Consider the following 18892-nt stretch of genomic DNA (forward strand, 5'->3'; position numbering starts at 1 on the left):
GGTTACTCTACCCGTCGCCCCTTCACGCCGTTCTGGCCATCGAAACGGATGAAGTAGCTGCCGAGTGCAGCTTTTTCGATAACGACGGGATCGCCGGACTCGACTCTCAGCAGACGCCTGGGCGCATCGCTTACCTGCCAAAGGGCATCGCCTTCCGCGATTCTGAACACGAATGAGTTCGGTGTGAGATAGCGGACGCTACTGACGGTCGTTTCCAGCCTGTCGAGTTCGTCCTTCTCGCCATCATCGCCCCCGAATATACCCAGGTCGGGAAGCGAGAAGCCGAATAGACCGCGGCGCGTCTTGCGAACCGCTTCAGCGTCGATAACTCGTAGTTCCCCTTGGTCCGACGCTGCCACGATATCCTTGACGGCTGCATCATAGCAGGCGAGCCGGACCATGGCGTCGCTCTCAGCCTGACAAGTCTTGAGAGGGGCCAGCAGATCTGGCTGCCCCCTCTCCTGCCCGGCCGACGGTGCGGAAAGGCATAACAGAGCTATCCCCGCGCATATGATCGGTCGGAGGAGATGCTTTCCCGTTGGCTGCAATCCTGGCATCCCTTCCCCCCGCCCTGTTTCGACTACCCGCCGCTCAACGACGTCGTGCAAAAAGACTATTCGCATGCTACGCGAAATTCCAGTATAAAGCATCGGCGTGACCCTTTGGAGATCTCGAGATCTCGTACGCATTATTCCTGCTGGAAGGGTCTACCATCCGAAAAACATTGGATCGGAAAGGCAAGTTGGATGAAGTATCTCTTTTCAGTCGCTGCAACAGTCGCGCTTACAGTATCAGCCGCGGCTTCCGCACACGGCCAGGCTGAAGATGCCCCCCGGACGTCGGGTGACGACACGGAGGCTTCGCAAAATCGCGTGATTTGCAAGCGGCAGAAGAACACGGGATCGCGTTTGAGTGCAGAAAAGATATGCTTGACAGCTGCTCAGTGGGCGCAACTCAAGCGTGATCAGCGCGAAGCGACCGAGCGCACCCAGTCGGCGCGCTGGAAAAGCGACTGATTCTACCGAGTAAGGACCCCGGTCCTTACTCGGTAGCGTAACCCATCCGCTCCGCCCAAGGGTGCAAGATGGGTATAACGGGCGTCAGGTGGTCGGCGTAGCGCCGCCAGCGATCGCGGGCGCGTATATAGAGGCGCTCGACAATCTGTGAGTAGCTGGCGGTACGCACGAGTCCGCGTGCTTTTGCGATTTCCTCGTGCGCAAGCGACCGCTCGTTGAACTCGAGCCCCAACCATCGGATCAGTGGCTCGAGTTCGTCGCGGGTGTTGTCCAGTAGTCGCTCATACCGGATCGGTCGAATATCCGCGTCGCATAGGGAGCGCGCTCGTTCCCATGCAGAAAACACGGCGTCGTACGTGCGCGCACTCTCTTCCAGCGAGGTGAAGCTACGCATCGCGAAGTTCTGTTGAAAGTTCGCGATAAAGCAACTCAGCACCACATCGTAGGGATGCCGTTCCGCGAGCACGATTTTTGCGTTGGGAAAGAGGCGGTGAATGAGCGGCAGACGGGTCATGTTGAGAGGATGCTTGTCTACAAGTCGCAGCGATTCGTCCCAACCACAGGTGCGTGCGGTGGCAAAATACTGCGACCGCAATTCTTTCGTCCGGTCCAATGAGAGCGTTGCCAGATCTTCCCCGCCCAGCGCGTTCGCCACGCTCGCCAGTATCGGTCGCTCTTCCAATACGGAAAGCTCTGGCTGACCCATGAGCATGGTGTCGAGCAGCGTCGTACCCGAGCGTGGAAAGCCGACCAAAAATACCGGATCCTGCTGCTCACCTGCGAGGTCGACCTCGGTCCAACTTTCGAACCAATCACGCGTCCAGCGCTCCGCGTTGCGCTCCACAGTCTCGCGGAAGGTCGGGCCTTGGACTGGAGCCGAATCAGTGACAGCCGCTTCGTTCATGCGCTCGAAGGCGGCAAATGCAGCGGCCGTGTCGTCACGGCGGTCAGCGATCGCCCCGATCAAGTGCAGGCGCCTCATGGGATGGACCGTCTCCGGAATGCCCCGTGCCAACTCCGCAGCGTCATCGAAGCGACCTTCGCGTTGCGCCTGCCAAGCAAGGAGGAAGGCGGCTTCAGGCGGTGCATTTACGCCGTCGATCCGGTTGATCAACGCTGCCAGATCGTCAACCCGGTTAAGCGCCTCGTACAAACGACCGAGCTCAATATGCGATTCGCCGAATTCGGGAAACCGCGCAACAACATCTTCGAGAATAGCGATCGCTGTTTCGATTCCATCGATCCCGTCCTTCGAGTCGATCGACGTTGAGGGCGCACTTCCGTCGGCGTGTACATGAGCCAAGGCCAGTTCGGTCAGCACTTTGCGGTTGCCGGGGGCGATGACCTGCGCGTCGCGCATGACCTTCAGGCGTTCTCGGCCACGATCAGCCTGCCGAAGTACCTCGGCAAGATTGAGGTAGATATCGATCTCTCGTGGCGCGAGCGTAATTGCACGCTCGAAGTACCCGATGGCTTCGTCGTACTTGCCACAGGCGGCATATAGGTTTCCGAGATTGTTCAGACTTGCAAGATCCGCCCCGTCGCCTGCAAGCGCGCGAAGATAGGCTGCGATCGCACCTTCGATGTCGCCGCGTTGCTGACGCGCATAGCCCTCGATACGTGCGAGATTTGGTTCGGCAGCTCCACCGATCAGGGCTATCGCACCGTCCATGTCTCCCGTCTCAACCAAAGCATTGGCGAGATTGGCACGACTGGCTCGATCGTTTGGGTTCAGGGCCAGCAAAGCGCGTAGGTGGGGGATGGCCCTGGCCGGCTCTTCAAGCCGCAGGGCAGCAAGGCTTGCGAGTGCCAGATAGGGCGCCCGGTCCTTTGCCGTCGCGACTGCCGCCTCCGCGAGTTCCAAAGCGCCGCGGTTATCCGCAAGGCGCATGCGTTGCATCGCAGCCAACAGGTCTGGCGGCGGGGCGGAGCTTTTCGTCTCTGTCATTGATCCGTTTCTTGTCTGGGCAGCGCGATATCGAAAGCGACCGTCAGGCGTTCGCCTGCAGAAAAGGGGCGTGTACCATGCCACATGGTCGAGGGGAACAAGACGAGGCGACCCGGCCGTGGTTCGATCAGGCGGGTTGGCGCGAGGTCCGGAACGAGGTCACGACATTCGCCCAGCGTGAGCCAGCCTTCGTGAGTACCCCCATCTTTCCCCGTCAAATCTGCGGGATCATCGCGAGCGAGCGTTTCAGGAAGGGCAACATAGAAGGCCGAGCTCAGCCAACCTTGGCTGTGGACGTGATCGACATGGAAGCCCGCCTCGCGCAGGCGAACCGACCAGGATCCGGCAACACGCTGCGGTGCACGGCGGGAAAACAAAGTGGGGTGGCCCTCGCGTGCCTGGGGAAGACGTTCGACGTGAGCAGCAACGGTCTCAAGCAGCGTCTTACGCAGCCTCTGAATTGGGGGAGTGTCCCGCAGTAGCAGATTACCGTCGCTCTGAGTGCCACCGCGCACCGATTGGTCGAGTGGTGCTTCGGCTGCAACATGAAGATGTCGCAAGTCAGTGGCGAGCGCTTCCAGATCGCCAACTTGGTCGCCAAGGTCGTAGAGGCCCACGAGGCTCTCATCCCCTTCCAACCAGTCCGCTCGCGAATCGTCGAGAAGGCGCCAAGCGAGCGAGAGATAGGGCCAGAAGAGATGGTCACGATCCTCCGCAACGCGCGGCTCTAGCAGCTCGGCCGCCTCTGCCGGGCGACCCACGCGCAGCAAATGCCGAGCATGCATCGCAAACTCTTCTTGTGATGCGGGCAGCGGCGCGGCAGCGAGTTCGTTCTCGGCCGTGTCGATGTCGCCCATTTCGGAAGCCGCATGGGCGGCGAATTGTCGCAGCCAACCCAGGTCTCCGAGCAGCCCGCGCGCCTTGGCGACGGCCACAGTGGCGTCGCTGTAGCGCCGGGCTTCGAACAGCGTCAGAATGCGTAAGCGGTGTAGCTCGTGCCGCGCTCCCATCGTAGCGAGTGCGGTATTGATATGCGCGACAGGATCAAAGCCGAGCTGGCCTCGAATGTGCGCCAGTGTTCGGTGTCCATCGATCCATAGCGGGTTACGGGTCAATATGGCTTCGAGGCGCTCGATGGCCTCCTGCCCACGCCGCTCGGCAACCAGCGCCGCGGCGAGACCGAGCAGCACCGATCCGTCTTGCGGCGCAAGGCTCACCGCCCGCTCGAACAGGTCCACCGCAGGCTTGCCCGCCTCAAGTGCGGTTCGCGCATGCGAATGAACTATAAGAGGGTCGGCCGACGCGAGACGTGCTGCTCTGGAAAACGCGGAGTGGGCGAGGGGCCCGTCTCCCGCCGCGCGTGCGGCGAGTCCGAGCAACTGAGCGAGCCGTGGATCCGCGCGATTCCGCTCAGAGAGGCGCTTCGCTGTGGGTAGAAGAACTTCGGGATAGTCCGCTTTCAGTAGATCGAGGCCTCCGCGGAAGGCAGCTTCGGAGGAAGACCGCACGAGCCCCTCTGCTATTGCCTGCGCTTCCTTTGGACGCACGGCCCAGCCCTCCTGCTTGATTTGATCCGGCCAGACCGGCCCAAAAAGAAATGGCGGACCTTTCGGCCCGCCATCCCCTGTCTAGTCTGCGCTACGCTTAGAATTCAAGCGTCACACCAGCGTAGATGTAACGACCCAGAGCGTCGTACACCTGCGCGAACGTATTGCCGTTACAGAACCCGGCCGGGCAGGTCTGCGAACCGGTGATCGGCGGCTCCTTGTCGAGCACGTTGTTGGCGCCCAGGCGGAAGTCGTAGTGATCGCCAACCTCCCAGGTGAACGCGAGGTCGAAGTAGTTGACGGCATTGAAGTGCGATGCACCCGGATTGGTGCTGTCGAGGTCCACCGGACCGAAGTAGCGCCAGCGGACCGACGCACCCATCCCGTTGGTCCAATCGAAGCTCAGACGAGCCTGATGGCGCCATTCGGGGTTCGGCGTGCCGCACTGGTTGCCCGCCAGGCCAACGCACTCGACATCGTCGCCCACGCCGGGATTGGTGGTCAGCGTGTCCAGCCAGGTGCCGACGAAGGTCAGGCCCAGCCGACCCGCACTGCCGATCTCGCGGCTGTAGCCCGCCTGCACGTCGATGCCCGACGTCTCAAGACGACCGATGTTCTGCGATAGGTCCTCGATGTAGCCTGCCGAGGTGCGCCACAGCGAACCCGATGCATCGCGATGGATGAGATCGCAGAAAAACTGGTCGTTGTTGTTGGTGCACTGGTCGATGATCGTGTCCGCACCGATGCCCTGGATGGCGCCTTCAACCTTAATGTTGAAGTAGTCAACGCTGGCATTGAAGCCCGGCAGGAAGCCGGGAGTCAGTACCACACCCACGGTGTAGGTGTCGGCGACTTCGGGAACCAGGTCTGGGTTACCGCCGATCAGGCCGTTATACTGGCTCGCCGGGTTCGGAGCGACGGTCTGGCCGACGCTAAGACCTTGGGCGAGACAGCCCGTGTCCGCCGCCGTGATGGCGAAGCCGGCGCACGGGTCGGTCGAACCATCGAGAACGACACGTTGCGGAGCGAAGAGATCCTGTACCGTCGGGGCACGCACTGCGCGGTTGTAGCCGCCGCGGAAGCGGATGTCCCGGGTCGGGGCGAGCTCGCCTTCGATCTTGTAGGTGTCGGTCGAATACCCGGTGTTGTAGTCCGAATAACGGTAGCCGCCCGTGATGTTGAAGTCATGCAGCCAGCTGTCCTGGACGATCGGCAGACGGACCTCGGTGAAGAACTCTTTCACATCGAACGAGCCCGCAACCGGCAGCGTCGGCGCACCTTGGCCCGCGAGATCGCCCGTCTGGAACGCGCTATCCGCGAAGAAGTCGAGCTTTTCCTTTCGGTATTCGGCGCCGAGCACGATGCCAACGCCTTCCGAAGCCCAGGGGCTCTGGATGCCGTATTCACCGAGCGCACCCGAGACGTAGCCGGAAGCAACCTGCTCACTTACGACACCGCGCTGGAAGCCCGGCGTCTGCAGGTAATTGATCGCTTCGTTCGATGGCGTGACAGAGCCAGGCGAGAAGATATCCCATGGGACGCAGTTGGGGTCGGTTCCATCAAGGGTCGAGCGGCAGACGGGAGTGCCGTCGGGACCGGTGACAACGTCGAGCGCACGCGAGATGCGTGTGACCGAGAAGTCGTTGAAGTAGGTCTCGGCGAAGTTGGTCCGGCCGTACTGATAGTACATGTCATACGACCAGACCGGGCTCAGGTCGCCGCGGGTTCCGAGCACCGCGCGATAGCTGGTGTGCTGGAGGTCGTCGCGACGCCCGCCGCCTTCCACGTTACGGCGCAGGATCTGCGCGAAGCCGCGGGTGTACTGGCCGCTTGCTGGGCCGAACATGTACGGCGTCGTCGGCAACAGCGGCTCGCCCAAACCACGATCGATGCGAGCCTGATTCTCGGCTGCAACGTTACCAACCACCGTGAAGGCGTCTGCCGCAAGCGGGCTGACCAGCAGGTTCTCGTTGTCGCAGATCACAGCCTTCTGCTCGGGCGACAGGAGCGGATTATCGCAGTTGATCGAGACGGTGTTACCGAAGTTACCCGACGGAGCGATCTGGGCGACCGTGCGGTCGTCCATGAACATGAACTCCATATAGGGATGCAGCGCTTCAGAGATCTCATAGTCGGCGAACACGCCGGCGGTGTAGCGCTCGTCCGGACGCTGAAAATAGTTCAGCGGCGCGTAGTTGTATTGCGTAAAGCCGGGAAGCAGCGTGCGGTTCGGACCGAACTGACCGATCGTCGAGGTGAACGAATCCGCAACACCGTCGCCATCTGCATCCGTCGGATCGCCGAAGTTGTCGAAATAGAACAGTGTGCCCTGTGGCGACGTCGCGGAACCACCGCAAGTATAGGGTGGGTTGCCGCTCGCAGTCGCCGAGAGGGCGCATGCCGAGTAGTCGCGGCTCGATTGGAGCACGGGGTTGATCTTGCGATACCCCACATAGCCCATGACGTGGCCACGACCATCGTCGAAGCCGGCGCCGAAGGAGGCCGTAATATCGAACGCGCCGCCGTTGGTTGACATGCCGCGCGGATAGCCAAAGCCCTTCGCATCAAGCGCGTCGGTGTACTTGCTCTTGTTGCGGTTGTCGTGGTTGTAGACCGAGTACTGGGTGTCGAGCTTGAAGCCCTCGAAATCAGTATCCATCACGAAGTTGACGACGCCCGCGACGGCGTCGGCGCCGTACACCGACGAGGCGCCGCCGGTGAGCACGTCGATCCGATCGATCAGGGCGGCCGGGATCACGTTGATGTCGGCGGCCGACGTGGTCGGGTCACCGGGGACGAGGCGACGGCCGTTGACGAGAACCAGCGTGCGCTCGGAGCCGAGACCACGCAGATTCAGCGTGGCGGTGCCACTCGCGCCGTTCGAGACGTTCGCACCTTGGCCGGCGAAGACCTGCGGCAGCGAGTTGACGAGGTCTTCCACGCGGGTCGTGCCCGTCTGGGTCACTTCCTCGCTGGTGACGACGGTGACCGGGCTGGCCGATTCGAGATTCGGCTGCTTGATGCGCGAACCGGTGACGACGATGGTCTGCGGCGCCGAAGCGTCATCAACCGCTTCAGCCGGACCAACGCCAACGTCTTCGCTCTCGGTGGTCTGCGCGAACGCGGGCGCGCTCGCCAGAGCCAAGCCGAGCGCGATAGGCGCTGCGCCAGCCTTGAGAATGGTTAGATTCCTCATGTGATTTCTTTCCCCTCTGATGCGCCCGGGCACGGGGCGCTGCTACTTGAAGCTGCAGCGAGGCGTGCGTGAAGCACGCACTCCGCCAGCTACTCAATGGGATGCCTCTCACAGTGTCGCGCCGCAAATCCTAATCGGGCGAACTCGGAAGATTGACCGGCATTGTCGCCATTCTGCAACATGTGTGAAGTTGGGCGAATCCGCCCGTTTCCGCGCTCCAATTCGTGTCCCGCTTGACCGCGTACCGCAGGCTTCCTAACCGGGTTGCAATGCGAAACCGGTTGGGAAGAGTTGGATGACCACTGCCTACCTCGTCGATGCCGTTCGCACGGCCGGAGGGCGCCGGGGCGGAAAGCTGGCCGGTGTCCACCCGGTCGATCTGGCAGCGGAGGCGCTCGATGCGCTGGTGGAGCGCACCGGGGTCGACCCGAAGAGTGTCGACGATGTGATCATGGGCTGCGTTACCCAGGCGGGCGAGCAGTCGATGCACGTCGGGCGCAATGCGGTGCTGGCCTCGAAGCTGCTGCCGCAATCCACGCCAGCGGTTACGATCGACCGCCAGTGCGGGTCGAGCCAGCAGGCGGTGCAGTTCGCCGCGCAGGCGGTGATGAGCGGCACGCAGGACGTGGTCATCGCCAGCGGCGTCGAGAGCATGAGCCGCGTACCCATGGGCTCGAGCTTGACGTTCCACATGAAGGAAGGCCTGGGCACCTACAAGTCGCCGGGGCTGGAGGAGAAGTATCCCGGCGTCCTGTGGTCGCAGTTCATGGGCGCCGAGATGATCGTCGAGAAGCATGGCTTCACGAAGGACGATCTCGATCGCTTCGCTCTTGCGAGCCACGAGAAAGCGATCGCCGCAACCCGGGCAGGGGCGTTCGACGCCGAGATCGTGCCGGTCGAGATCGAGGCCCCCGATGGACCGCAGATGCACAGGGTCGATGAAGGCATCCGCTTCGACGCGACGCTCGAAAGCATCGCCAGCGTCAAGCTGCTCAGCGAAGGCGGTACGATCACGGCGGCCACGGCCAGCCAGATCTGCGACGGCTCCAGCGCGGCGCTGATCGTGTCCGAAAAGGTTCTGAAGGAACAGGGCCTGACCCCGCTTGCACGGATCGTCAATCTCACCGTCACGGCGGGCGACCCGGTCATCATGCTGGAGGAACCGTTGTTCGCGACCGACAAAGCACTGCGGCGGGCAGGCATGAAGATCGAGGATATCGACCTCTACGAAGTGAACGAGGCCTTCGCGCCCGTACCGCTCGCGTGGCTAAAGCATACGGGTGCGGATCCGGAGCGGCTCAACGTCAACGGCGGCGCCATTGCCCTCGGCCATCCGCTCGGCGCCTCGGGCACCAAGTTGATGGCGACGCTGACCCACGCGCTCAAGGCGCGCGGGAAGAAGTACGGGCTGCAGACGATGTGCGAAGGCGGCGGTATCGCCAACGTGACGATCATCGAGGCGCTTTGATCGAGTTGTGAGTCCTCGCGAAGGCGGGACCTCCGGCAAGTATTACACGAGACCTCCGCCTGCGCGGGGGATCAGGAAGAGGAAGACAAAAATGGAAATCGGCAGCAACACTCCCGCAGTGGTCACCGGCGGCGCCTCCGGTCTCGGCGAAGCGACCGCGCGCGCACTCGCCGCGAAAGGCGCAAAAGTCGCGATCTTCGATCTGCAGGAGGAGAAGGGGAAGAAGGTCGCCGCGGAGATCGGCGGCACATTCTGCGAATGCAACGTGACCGACGAAGCGTCGGTCGACGCCGCCTTCGCCAAGGCGCGCGAGGCGCATGGGCAGGAGCGGATCCTGGTCAACTGCGCCGGTGTCGGCAATGCGATCAAGACCGCCAAGCGCGACAAGCAGACCGGTGAGATCAGCCATTTCCCGCTCGATGCGTTCAACTGGGTGATCCAGATCAACCTCATCGGCACCTTCCGCTGTATCGCCAAGTCGGCGGCGGGGATGATGACGCTCGATCCGCTGTCGGAGGACGGCGACCGCGGCGCGATCGTCAACACGGCCAGCGTTGCCGGCGAGGACGGGCAGATCGGCCAGGCGGCCTATTCCGCGTCGAAAGGCGGGGTAATCGGGATGACGCTGCCGATCGCCCGCGACCTCATGGGCGAGGGCATTCGGGTGAACACGATCCTGCCGGGCATCTTCAACACGCCGCTGATGAACGCCGCACCGCCGCAGGTGAAAGAGGCGCTGGCCGCCTCGGTGCCGTTCCCCAAGCGGCTCGGCAATCCCGAGGAATATGCCAAACTCGCGCTGTGCATGATCGAGACCGGCTACTTCAACGGCGAGGACGTGCGGCTTGACGGCGGAATCCGGATGGCGCCGCGGTGACGATGGTATGAGCTCTTGCACAGGCAGGGGCCTCCCTCGGCTCGCCCGAGACCGAGGGAGGTCCAAGCCTGCGAGGGGGCTCGCGCAAGGTGTGGGGAGGAAGCGGTGCCCGAGTTCACGCAGATCAAACTGGACATCGACGACGGCATTGCGACGGTCACGCTCCATCGGCCGGAGAAGATGAACGCTTTTACCCGCACGATGATGGCGGAAATCATTGCTGCGATGGACGCGATCGATGCTGACGACGCGGTGCGGGCGGTCATCTTCACCGGATACGGCGACCGTGCATTCTGCGCTGGCGCCGATCTTACACCGGAGGACGGTGCCAAGCCGTTCGCCAGCAACGAAGCGGTCGACGATCTGTCCCATCCGCTCGTGCGCGACGGCGGCGGGCAAGTGACCCTGCGCCTGTTCAATTCGACCAAGCCGCTGATCGCTGCGTGCAATGGTGCGGCCGTGGGCATCGGGGCGACGATGCAACTCGCAATGGACATTCGCCTGGCGGCGGAGACCGCGCGGTACGGTTTCGTGTTCGCGCGGCGCGGGATCGTGCCTGAGGCGTGTTCGAGCTGGTTCCTGCCGCGGCTCGTGGGCATTCAGCAGGCGCTCGAGTGGACGTACACCGGCCGCATCTTCGATGCGCAGGAAGCCCTTGCAGCGGGGCTCGTCCGCTCGGTTCACCCGCAGGACAAGCTGATGGGCGAGGCGAGGGCGCTGGCACGCGAGATCGGGGAGAATACTTCGGCCGTATCGATCGCGTTGACGCGGGCGATGATGTGGCGCCTGTCGGCCGCGGACCATCCGATGATGGCCCACCGGATCGACAGCCGCGCGATATACCGCATGGCGAGGACACCTGATGCAGCCGAAGGTATCGTTAGTTTTCTCGACAAGCGGCCGCCGGAATTTCCGATGAAGCCTTCGCGCGACATGCCGGACTTCTATCCGTGGTGGGACGAGCCCGATTACCGATAACGGTCGGCAAGGACCCCGACCCGGTTGTCAACACAGGCGGTTGCACTAGAAACGAGTTCCATGACCGAACCCGACGATCGCCCCGGCCGGCTCCAGCTCGACCGTTTTCTGCCGTACCAGCTCTCCATCGCATCGAACGCGGTCAGCAACCGTATTGCCGAGATCTATCGCGACCGGTTCGACCTCAAGATTCCCGAATGGCGGATCATGGCTGTGCTCGGCGACACCGGGCCGGCGACGCAGCGTGAGCTGACGGAGCGCACGCTGATGGATAAAGTCGCCGTCAATCGTGCCTGCCGCACCCTCGCCGAGCGCGGGTTGGTGGAGCGCGAACCCAACGTTACCGACGGCCGCTCGCACCATCTCGAACTTACCGCGCAGGGCCGCTCGATCTACGACCGGATCATGCCCCTTACCTTGCAGATGGAGCAGCAGCTCTTCGCATCGTTCTCCGCTAGCGAGCGCGATATCTTCGTCCGGCTTCTGACCCGCGTGCGCGAACAGGCGGGCGCTCTCGATCCCGCAAGCGAGAACGTCTAGCGACCTCCGCCGCTCAGGTTTCGGGCGATCTGCTTATTGGCCGGGGTTGGTCGCGAAAGCGTCGCTGATCGAGCAGGCCGCGGGGCCCAGGATCACGATAAACAGCACCGGCAGGATGAACAGGATCAGCGGCACGGTCATGATCGCAGGCAGGCGTGCGGCCTTCTCCTCCGCGCGCATCATGCGCTCGTTGCGGAATTCGGCCGAGAGCACGCGCAGCGCCGATGCGAGCGGGGTGCCGTAGCGTTCGGTCTGCACCATCGTCGTCACCACGCCGCGCACGGATTCCAAGTCCACGCGGTAGGCGAGATTGTCGAACGCCATCTTGCGTTCGGTGAGGAACGAAAGCTCGATCGCGGTCAGCGCGAACTCGTCGCCGAGCTCGGGGTAGGCGCGGCCCAGTTCCTTGGCGACCCGGTTGAAGGCCGCATCGACCGTCAGGCCCGCTTCGGCGCAGATCACCAGCAGGTCGAGCGCGTCGGGGAGACCCTTGCGGATCGCGTCGGTACGCTTGGTCGCCTTGTTCTTGAGGAAAATCTCGGGCGCCTTGTAGCCCGCGAACAGGAGCGCGCCCATGGCGCCGGTGCGCTTCATCACGCCCCAATCCGGGAAGTAGTCGATCACGTAGATCAGCATGATGCCCAGCCCGCCGAGCAGCAGCGGCAGCAGGATACGGCCTGCGATGACGTAGACCGCCAGCTCCCTGTTGCGGTAGCCGGCGTGGGCGAGTTGCTGCTGGATGACCTCGATCTGGCTTTGCTGAAGGACCTTCATCCCCGCCAGCGTGTCCTTGAGCTTTTCGGTCCCCTCGGTCTTGTGGAGGAGGCTCTGGCGCTTGCGGGCATTGGCCTTGACGATACCGGCCTTCAGTTCGTCGCGGCGCGCGTTGAGCGCTTTCACCCGGCGCGCCATGGGGTCCTTGACCGTGAGCGCGGCATAGATGGCGAGCAGCACGGCGAGGGCGGCGATCCCGGCGAGGATCGAACCGACGAGAATGACGTCGAAACCGAGGAGGGTGGGGCCGGCGGGCGTGTCGGGCATGTCCTGTTCTCGCTCAGATCTCGAAGCTGACCATCTTGGCCATGATGAAGCCGCCGATCGACATCCACACCAATCCGCCGAGGCCGGTGACGATCAGCCGGTCATCCTCGAAGAAGCCGCCGACGTAGCCCGGGTTGATCCACCAGATCATCGCGAAGACGATGAACGGCAGGGCGCCGACGATGTAGGCCGATGCCTTGGATTCCGAGCTCATCGCCCGGATCTTCAGTTTCATTTGGGCGCGCTTGCGCAGCACGTCGGCGAGATTGCCGAGCGTCTCCGCTAGGTTGCCGCCGGTTTCCCGCTGGATAGCCAGCGCGATGCAGAAGAAATTGAATTCCGGGATGCCGAGGCGGTCGGCCGTGTCCTGCAGGGCTTCTTCCATCGAGCGCCCGATCTTGATCCGCTCGACCACGCCCTTGAATTCGATCCCCACGGGGCCGGGGACTTCCTGTGCCACCACCTGCAGCGTTTCCGTAACCGGCAAACCCGATCGCAGGCCGCGCACCAGCAGTTCGATCGCATCGGGAAACCGCGCGTTGAAGGCATTGGTCCGTTTCTTGATGAAATGACCGACGACGATATGAGGAATTCCCGCACCGAGCAGCAGGCCGATGCCAAGCGAGAGCATCGCCGCGCCCGAACGCAGATACACGATAACCGCGACGGCGAGCGCGATGCCGAGCGACGCGTAGATATACTGCGTGACGGTCCACTTCTTGCCCGTCCGGTCAAGCCTGAGCGCAAGCGCTTCCGACCGCGATTCCGACCCCGCAACCTTGTGCATCCGGGGTTTGCGCGACGCGATGGCCTTCTTGAGTTGCGATTCCACCTTGGTGTCGGTGCTTTCGGAATGGCGATAGCGCAGCGCGTCCATGCGCCGCTGCGCCTCCTTGGCGGCAGATGGTCCGGCCAGCAGCATGTAGCCGATAACCATGAGGCTCATCAGTCCACAACCGACCAGCAGGAGCTGGATGATGTTCATGCTCGTGTCCTGCCCTTCCTGGCTCGCGCTGCGGACACCTGCGCCGCGGCGAGATCACGCACGGTCAATCGGCCGTGGCCGCGACCTTCTTGTCCTTCTTCACCAGCAGCGACTTGAAATCGAAGCTGCCGAGCAGTGACTTCTTTTCCGACGAGCCATCGTCCAGCCCTTCGTCGCTCGCTCCGAGCACCCGCTCGGCCACCTGCCGCATCGCTGCGGAGGCCTTGCTGGCCGGATTGGAGTCGACGAACGTCTGTCCCAGCTTGGCGGCATTGGCCGCGGCCTTGGGATCATAGGGCATCGCGAAATCGATCTCGCGCTCGATCGACGCTTCGAAGTCGGCCTTGCCGATTTCCGAGATCGCCGTCTGCACCTTGTTCGCCACCACGATGGGTTGCACATGCGCGGCGTTGGCCTTCAGCCACGAGAGGATGCGGATCGTATCGCGCGCCGAGGCGAGCGTCATCTCGGTGGCCAGGACTACAACATTCACTTCCGCCAGCAGATGGGGGAAGTTGATCAGCATGTTGCGCGGCAGATCGATCACCGTCATCTCGAATGCCTGACGGAACTCCTCTTCCAGTTGCACGAAGGCGGAACCGTCGGTCATCAGCGGTGTGCTGATCGGCGCTTCGGCGGAGAGGATCGCGAGGTTGTCGTTCGCGCGGATCATCGCGCGCTCGATGAACAGTCCGTCGATGCGGCTCGGATTGTCGATGGCATCGGTCAGGCCGCGGCCGGGTTCCAGATCGAGCGCCAGCGCACCGGTACCGAAATGCACGTCGAGATCGAGCAGCGCGGTCGGCAGCTTGTGATCGGTGCTGAACAGCCAGGCAAGCGACGTCGCCAAGGTTGACGCACCCACGCCGCCGCGTGTGCCGACGACCGCCGTCGAGATATGCCGCTTGGCCGTATCCGGATCGCTTGCGCGCGGTGCAGCGAACACCGCCTGTGCTTGGTTGAAGGCATCGCGCAACTGCCCGGCCGACAGCGGCTTGAGCAGGTAGTCGTGGATGCCGCTCGCAAGCAGATCGCGATAGAGCCGTACATCGTTGACCTGGCCGATCGCGATAACCACCGTTCCCGGCTCGCAAACCTCGGCCAGCGCGTTGATATCGTTCAGCGGGTCGCCGCTTTCGGACAGATCGACCAGCAGGATGTTCGGGCTCGCGGTGACCGAGAGCGACTGCACGGCGTTGCGCAACCCGCCCTTGGCGCATTTCTCGGGCTGCCAGCCCATTTCGACGACCACCGGCCGCAGCACGTCGAGCGCAGCCTCGTCGCAGATGAAGGCGGCAAACGGATCGCGGTTTCCACCGGCTTTCCAGGGGGCGTTCATGTTCAGTTTCCTCCGGTACCGGTGCTCGACGCCGTCAGGCCGCCTTCGCCCGTCGGTGCTTGTTCACGGTAGCTGTTGATGGCCTTGCTCGAGCTCATGACCACGGTTTCGCCGGTGCCCTTCTGGCCGCTGATCAGATCTTCGGGATTGGCGATCATCGCCGCCATATTGCCGTTCACGGCGCATCCGTAATTGGGCGAGGTCGCGTTGGTGTAGTTCATGTCCGACTTGGCCGACCAGTCGGGACAGCCGGCAACATGCGCGCTCGAACGGGTGATGACGATGCGGGCCTTGCCGGTCTCGACATAACCGGCGGTCACCGGCGCGCCTTCGCTAAGCAAAATGCCGTGACGTGCTGCGAGCTGGGCGACGGCTTCGCGCGTCGCGCCGCTGGCGACGGGATCGTCGATCGCGACACGATCGCCGTAGCGGAGATCCATCACGTCGAACCATTCGGCGAGGCGCTGCTGTTCCGAGATCGGCAACCCGCCGGCGTTCGCCTGAACGTCCAGTACGTAATTGGTTCTCTCGACCACCGGCTGCTTCGTCGAATAGAGACTGCGGTTCTCCGGCATTCCGCCGCACGCCGCGAGCGACAGACCCAGCGAGAGGGCGATCGCGCCCGCCAATTTGCGATTGATAGCCTTGGGCATGGTGATCACCTTTCTCACTTCAGGCTGAAGCCGGGTGCGGCGCTTTCCGCGCGGCGCTCACGACGGCCACTCGTTTCCGGCAGCATGGCCTGCGGATCGATCCGCGAGACGTCCGGCTCAGGTGCATCGCGATCGACCGCGCTGGGCGCCGGACGCGCTTCACCGCTGACGCCGGCGCTTTCCTGATAGCCAAGCAATTGCTCGATCTCGTTGGAGGCGTGAAAGCCGTCGGTCGGCAGCTTGATGTCATTGGCGTCGACCGGGTTCACCAGATATGGCGTCACCACGATTACCAGCTCGGTCTCGCCCTTGCGGAACTGGCGCGAGCGGAACAGGTTGCCGAGGATCGGCACGTCGCCAAGACCAGGGGCCTTGTCGATCGAATTCTGCGCGCTGTTACTCATGAGACCGGCGATCATGAAGCTCTGGCCCGAGCCGAGCTCCACCGTGGTTTCGGCGCGCCGAATGGTGAGCGCGGGGATCTGGAAATTATCCATCATCACCGCGCCCTGGCTCGACAGTTCGGAGACTTCGGGGCGCACACGGATAGAGATGCGTCCGTTCGCCAGCACGACCGGTGTGTAGGCGAGACTGACGCCGAACTTGCGGTATTCGATCGCCGTGGTGCCGAGACCCTGGCTGATCGGAATGGGGAACTCGCCGCCGGCGAGGAATTCCGCCGTCTCACCCGACAGCGCGGTGAGATTGGGCTGCGACAGCGTGGTCAGCAGGCCGTTCCGCTCGGCGAGATCCAGCGCGCCGGCAAGATCGAGGCCGAGAAAGCGGCCGAAGCCCGCGAGCGTCGTGCCGCCTTCCATACCGGTCACGACGGACGAGCCCTCCGTCGCTTCTGTTACCCCGGTGAATACACCACCGCCGGGCGCGTATTGCGGGAAGGGTGAGCGGCCGGTCGTCACACCGAACTTGAAGCCATTCGTGCCATCGAAGCTGGCCAGGTTGGCACCAATTGCGCGGACCAGCGAACGGCTCACCTCGGCAAAGCGAACCTGCAGGTTGACCTGCAGCGGCGTCGCCATCTTGAGGCGGCTGATCACGTTGGTTTCTTCGCCGACGAAAGCTTGCACCAGACGCTCGGCCTCGGCGGCGTCTTCCGGCGCGGCGACGGTGCCCGTCAGCAGCACGGTATTCGTGCCCATGGTCGCGACGGAAATCTCCGCCTCCGGCATGGCCAGCGCGAGCATCTGGGGAATGCTGTCGATATTCGATCCGACGCGCACGTTGGCCGACCAGATGATGTCGCCCGCTGCGTTGCTGGCATAGATCGTGGTCTCGCCGCCCGACTTTCCGAACACGAAAAGCTGGCGCTGCGACTTCACCTGGACGTCGGCGATCGCCTCGTTGGCGATGAACACGTCGGCCATCGCGCCGGGGACGCTGATCAGTTCACCGCGGCCGATCGAGAGCACGATGCTCTGTGCGGGCGTGGAGATGGTCTGCGCATTGGCGGTGTTCGCGGGCAGGCTCCCGATCGGGGCCAGCGCGGCACCGGCAAACAGCGCGGTTGCGATAAGGCGGCGTTTCATCGTCTTGCCCCTCGATTGCATGCCGCGGGTGCGGCAGGCGGAAAATGCGTGGATACGGTGCATGTCAGTTCTTCCCGACCGGAACTTCGACCGTGGTCTTGCCGCGGGTGACGCGCACGCTCGGACCGCTGCGGATCGGGGCGGCTTCGCCGTCTGGACTGGACCGGGAGATGCCCGCCGACGAAGGGTCGGACATTACCGGGCGCGCCGGGGGCATCGACGAACGCTGGAAGCGCGAGACATCGCCGCCGGTGACGTAGGACGAGCTCTGGTCGATGGGACGAGCGATCGCCTGGCGCAGCAGCTTTTCCTCTTCTTCGGGCGTCGCGTCGTCGGGGATCTTGATCTCCCCGGCCGCGACGGCACGTTCGAGCTCGGATTCGTTGTCGGCAATGGAGCGCAGCGAGAGGCTCAGCGTACCGATGGTTTGCGCCACGGCGACTTTCTCGGCGATCTTGGGTGTAACCTCGATCGTCACCGTTCGGAATGCGCGAACCACCGTCTGGCCGTCGACGATCTCCTGCGTGGTCGACTGGTCGGTTGCGAGCACGCGCAGGTTGCGCAGGATCGTTTCCGATGCCTTGAGAGACTGACCGTCGTCGCCCTTCACTGTCTGCGTCAGCATGAGGTCGACGCGGTCGCCCGGAAAGACAAAACCGGCCACACCGGTCTGCGCGGACACCGGTACGGTGACGGCGCGCATCCCCGGGCCCAGCGCAGCAGCGAGAAAACCGCTATCGCCCGGCTTGACCAGCGAGCCCTGCGTCACCGGCTCACCCGCCGTGATCGGCAGGCGCACGACGGTGCCGAGCAGCTTGGAGATATCCGCTTCGCCATCGAGGAAGTAGGCGTCCTGGACGAGGTCCTCGGGCCACATCTGAAAGCCGAGCGCGTCGGCTGTGATGATCGTGCCGGCCGGCAGTGCGCGCTGGGCGACCAGCACGCGCGGTCCCTGGGGCACCGGCGGTGCGGCTTCGGCCTGGGGCGTGGCAGCCCCGGCAAACATGCTGCGGGCCGCCAGGGCCGTGCCGATCGCAATGATCAGCGCGCCGAGCAGCAGAACCAGCTTCTTCCTGTCCATGGCTTTTGAAGCCCCCTCGTCATGCCCGGCAGATTGCGGGCGAGTCCAGATTTCGTCCTAGAATCGAACTGGTTAAAATGGAGTTCACCCCAAATTGGCAGCGGTTGCGGCTGCCGGGAGGTAGTGAATGCCCAGAACCCAGAGGCCGCCGGCGGAGATCGCCACGCCGTAGGGAATCGCGAGCCGATCACGCTGGCGCCGCATGACATGCCAGGCGCCGAGCACGATGGTCAGGATCCCGCCTGCCAGCGCCATGACGATCAGCAGTTGCAGGAACAGGCTCGGCGCTATCCACAGGGCCAGTGCGGTCAGCAGCTTCACGTCGCCGCCCCCCATCATGCGCAGCGCGAAGAGACCGGCGAGCACCGCGAAGGCGGCAAGCGCCACGCCGAGCTGGATCGCCACGCCCGGCCATAGCGAAATCCCGCCGGCCCACCAGAACAGCGGTGCGCCGAGCGCGATCGCGCCGGTAAGCCAGTTGTCGATCTGCCGTCGGCGAAGATCGGTAAACGCTGCAATAACCAGCGCGATTGCCAAGGCTACGAGCAGCCCGTAGTGGAAATAGCCGTCCGGCATCGAAACCCCCCATGGTCCCCCGTCAAGCGCCGGTGCTACAGAAGATGGCTTACCAAAGAGTAACCATCCGCAGGAGGGCGGCGTTAGCCAGGTGCAGGAAGCC

At 63.6% G+C, this 18892-nt stretch carries 16 protein-coding genes; 5 read left to right on the top strand and 11 right to left on the bottom strand.

Features of this window, described 5'->3' with window-relative positions; genetic code table 11:
• Positions 1-2 precede the first annotated feature (2 nt).
• Complete coding sequence (locus D2V04_RS08935) at positions 3-401, bottom strand: hypothetical protein (protein WP_119513192.1); 399 nt, start codon at positions 399-401, stop codon at positions 3-5.
• Between the two features lie 345 nt (positions 402-746).
• Here D2V04_RS08935 and D2V04_RS17770 point away from each other — a divergent pair, with 345 nt between their 5' ends.
• Positions 747-1016: a hypothetical protein gene (locus tag D2V04_RS17770; RefSeq protein WP_147391803.1), complete on the top strand. Its 270-nt coding sequence runs from the start codon at positions 747-749 to the stop codon at positions 1014-1016.
• Positions 1017-1041: 25 nt separating this feature from the next.
• Here the strand turns inward: D2V04_RS17770 and D2V04_RS08940 are convergent, their stop codons facing one another.
• From D2V04_RS08940 to D2V04_RS08950, 3 genes are all read right to left on the bottom strand, one after another.
• Complete coding sequence (locus tag D2V04_RS08940) at positions 1042-2964, bottom strand: tetratricopeptide repeat-containing sulfotransferase family protein (RefSeq protein WP_119513194.1); 1923 nt, start codon at positions 2962-2964, stop codon at positions 1042-1044.
• Positions 2961-4202, bottom strand: a complete 1242-nt coding sequence (locus tag D2V04_RS08945; RefSeq protein WP_147391804.1) for a putative 2OG-Fe(II) oxygenase — start codon at positions 4200-4202, stop codon at positions 2961-2963. Before D2V04_RS08945 ends, D2V04_RS08940 begins: the two co-directional genes overlap by 4 nt.
• 406 nt (positions 4203-4608) lie before the next feature.
• Positions 4609-7707 (bottom strand): TonB-dependent receptor domain-containing protein, encoded by a 3099-nt coding sequence (locus D2V04_RS08950; RefSeq protein ID WP_119513198.1) that lies wholly within the window; start codon positions 7705-7707, stop codon positions 4609-4611.
• A 295-nt stretch (positions 7708-8002) separates the two neighbouring features.
• On the opposite strand from D2V04_RS08950, the gene D2V04_RS08955 reads away from it, so the two are divergent.
• The 4 genes from D2V04_RS08955 to D2V04_RS08970 all read left to right on the top strand — a co-directional run bounded on the left by D2V04_RS08955 (position 8003) and on the right by D2V04_RS08970 (position 11570).
• Entirely contained in the window at positions 8003-9175 is a 1173-nt protein-coding gene (locus tag D2V04_RS08955; protein ID WP_119513200.1) for an acetyl-CoA C-acetyltransferase, read from the top strand.
• 91 nt (positions 9176-9266) lie between these two features.
• Entirely contained in the window at positions 9267-10052 is a 786-nt protein-coding gene (locus tag D2V04_RS08960; RefSeq protein ID WP_119513202.1) for an SDR family NAD(P)-dependent oxidoreductase, read from the top strand.
• Between the two features lie 105 nt (positions 10053-10157).
• Positions 10158-11030 (top strand): crotonase/enoyl-CoA hydratase family protein, encoded by an 873-nt coding sequence (locus tag D2V04_RS08965; RefSeq protein WP_119513204.1) that lies wholly within the window; start codon positions 10158-10160, stop codon positions 11028-11030.
• Between the two features lie 60 nt (positions 11031-11090).
• Positions 11091-11570, top strand: coding sequence for a MarR family winged helix-turn-helix transcriptional regulator (locus D2V04_RS08970; protein WP_119513206.1), 480 nt, complete (start codon positions 11091-11093; stop codon positions 11568-11570).
• A 33-nt stretch (positions 11571-11603) separates the two neighbouring features.
• Here the strand turns inward: D2V04_RS08970 and D2V04_RS08975 are convergent, their stop codons facing one another.
• The 7 genes from D2V04_RS08975 to D2V04_RS09005 form a co-directional block, all read right to left on the bottom strand.
• Positions 11604-12611, bottom strand: coding sequence for a type II secretion system F family protein (locus D2V04_RS08975; RefSeq protein ID WP_119513208.1), 1008 nt, complete (start codon positions 12609-12611; stop codon positions 11604-11606).
• 13 nt (positions 12612-12624) lie between these two features.
• Entirely contained in the window at positions 12625-13596 is a 972-nt protein-coding gene (locus D2V04_RS08980; protein ID WP_119513210.1) for a type II secretion system F family protein, read from the bottom strand.
• 64 nt (positions 13597-13660) lie between these two features.
• The gene (locus tag D2V04_RS08985) at positions 13661-14935 is read right to left on the bottom strand and encodes an AAA family ATPase (RefSeq protein WP_119513212.1); all 1275 of its coding nucleotides are present in this window, start codon (positions 14933-14935) and stop codon (positions 13661-13663) included.
• A 2-nt stretch (positions 14936-14937) separates the two neighbouring features.
• Positions 14938-15588, bottom strand: coding sequence for a CpaD family pilus assembly protein (locus D2V04_RS08990; RefSeq protein WP_119513580.1), 651 nt, complete (start codon positions 15586-15588; stop codon positions 14938-14940).
• A gap of 14 nt (positions 15589-15602) precedes the next feature.
• Complete coding sequence (locus tag D2V04_RS08995) at positions 15603-17132, bottom strand: type II and III secretion system protein family protein (protein WP_119513214.1); 1530 nt, start codon at positions 17130-17132, stop codon at positions 15603-15605.
• A gap of 64 nt (positions 17133-17196) precedes the next feature.
• On the bottom strand, positions 17197-18213 hold the full coding sequence (cpaB, locus tag D2V04_RS09000) for a Flp pilus assembly protein CpaB (RefSeq protein ID WP_119513216.1): 1017 nt from the start codon (positions 18211-18213) through the stop codon (positions 17197-17199).
• Positions 18214-18297: 84 nt separating this feature from the next.
• Positions 18298-18789, bottom strand: a complete 492-nt coding sequence (locus D2V04_RS09005; RefSeq protein WP_119513218.1) for an A24 family peptidase — start codon at positions 18787-18789, stop codon at positions 18298-18300.
• Positions 18790-18892 lie beyond the last annotated feature (103 nt).

Origin of the sequence: Pelagerythrobacter aerophilus, assembly GCF_003581645.1 — a bacterium.
In the GTDB taxonomy this organism is placed as follows: domain Bacteria; phylum Pseudomonadota; class Alphaproteobacteria; order Sphingomonadales; family Sphingomonadaceae; genus Pelagerythrobacter; species Pelagerythrobacter aerophilus.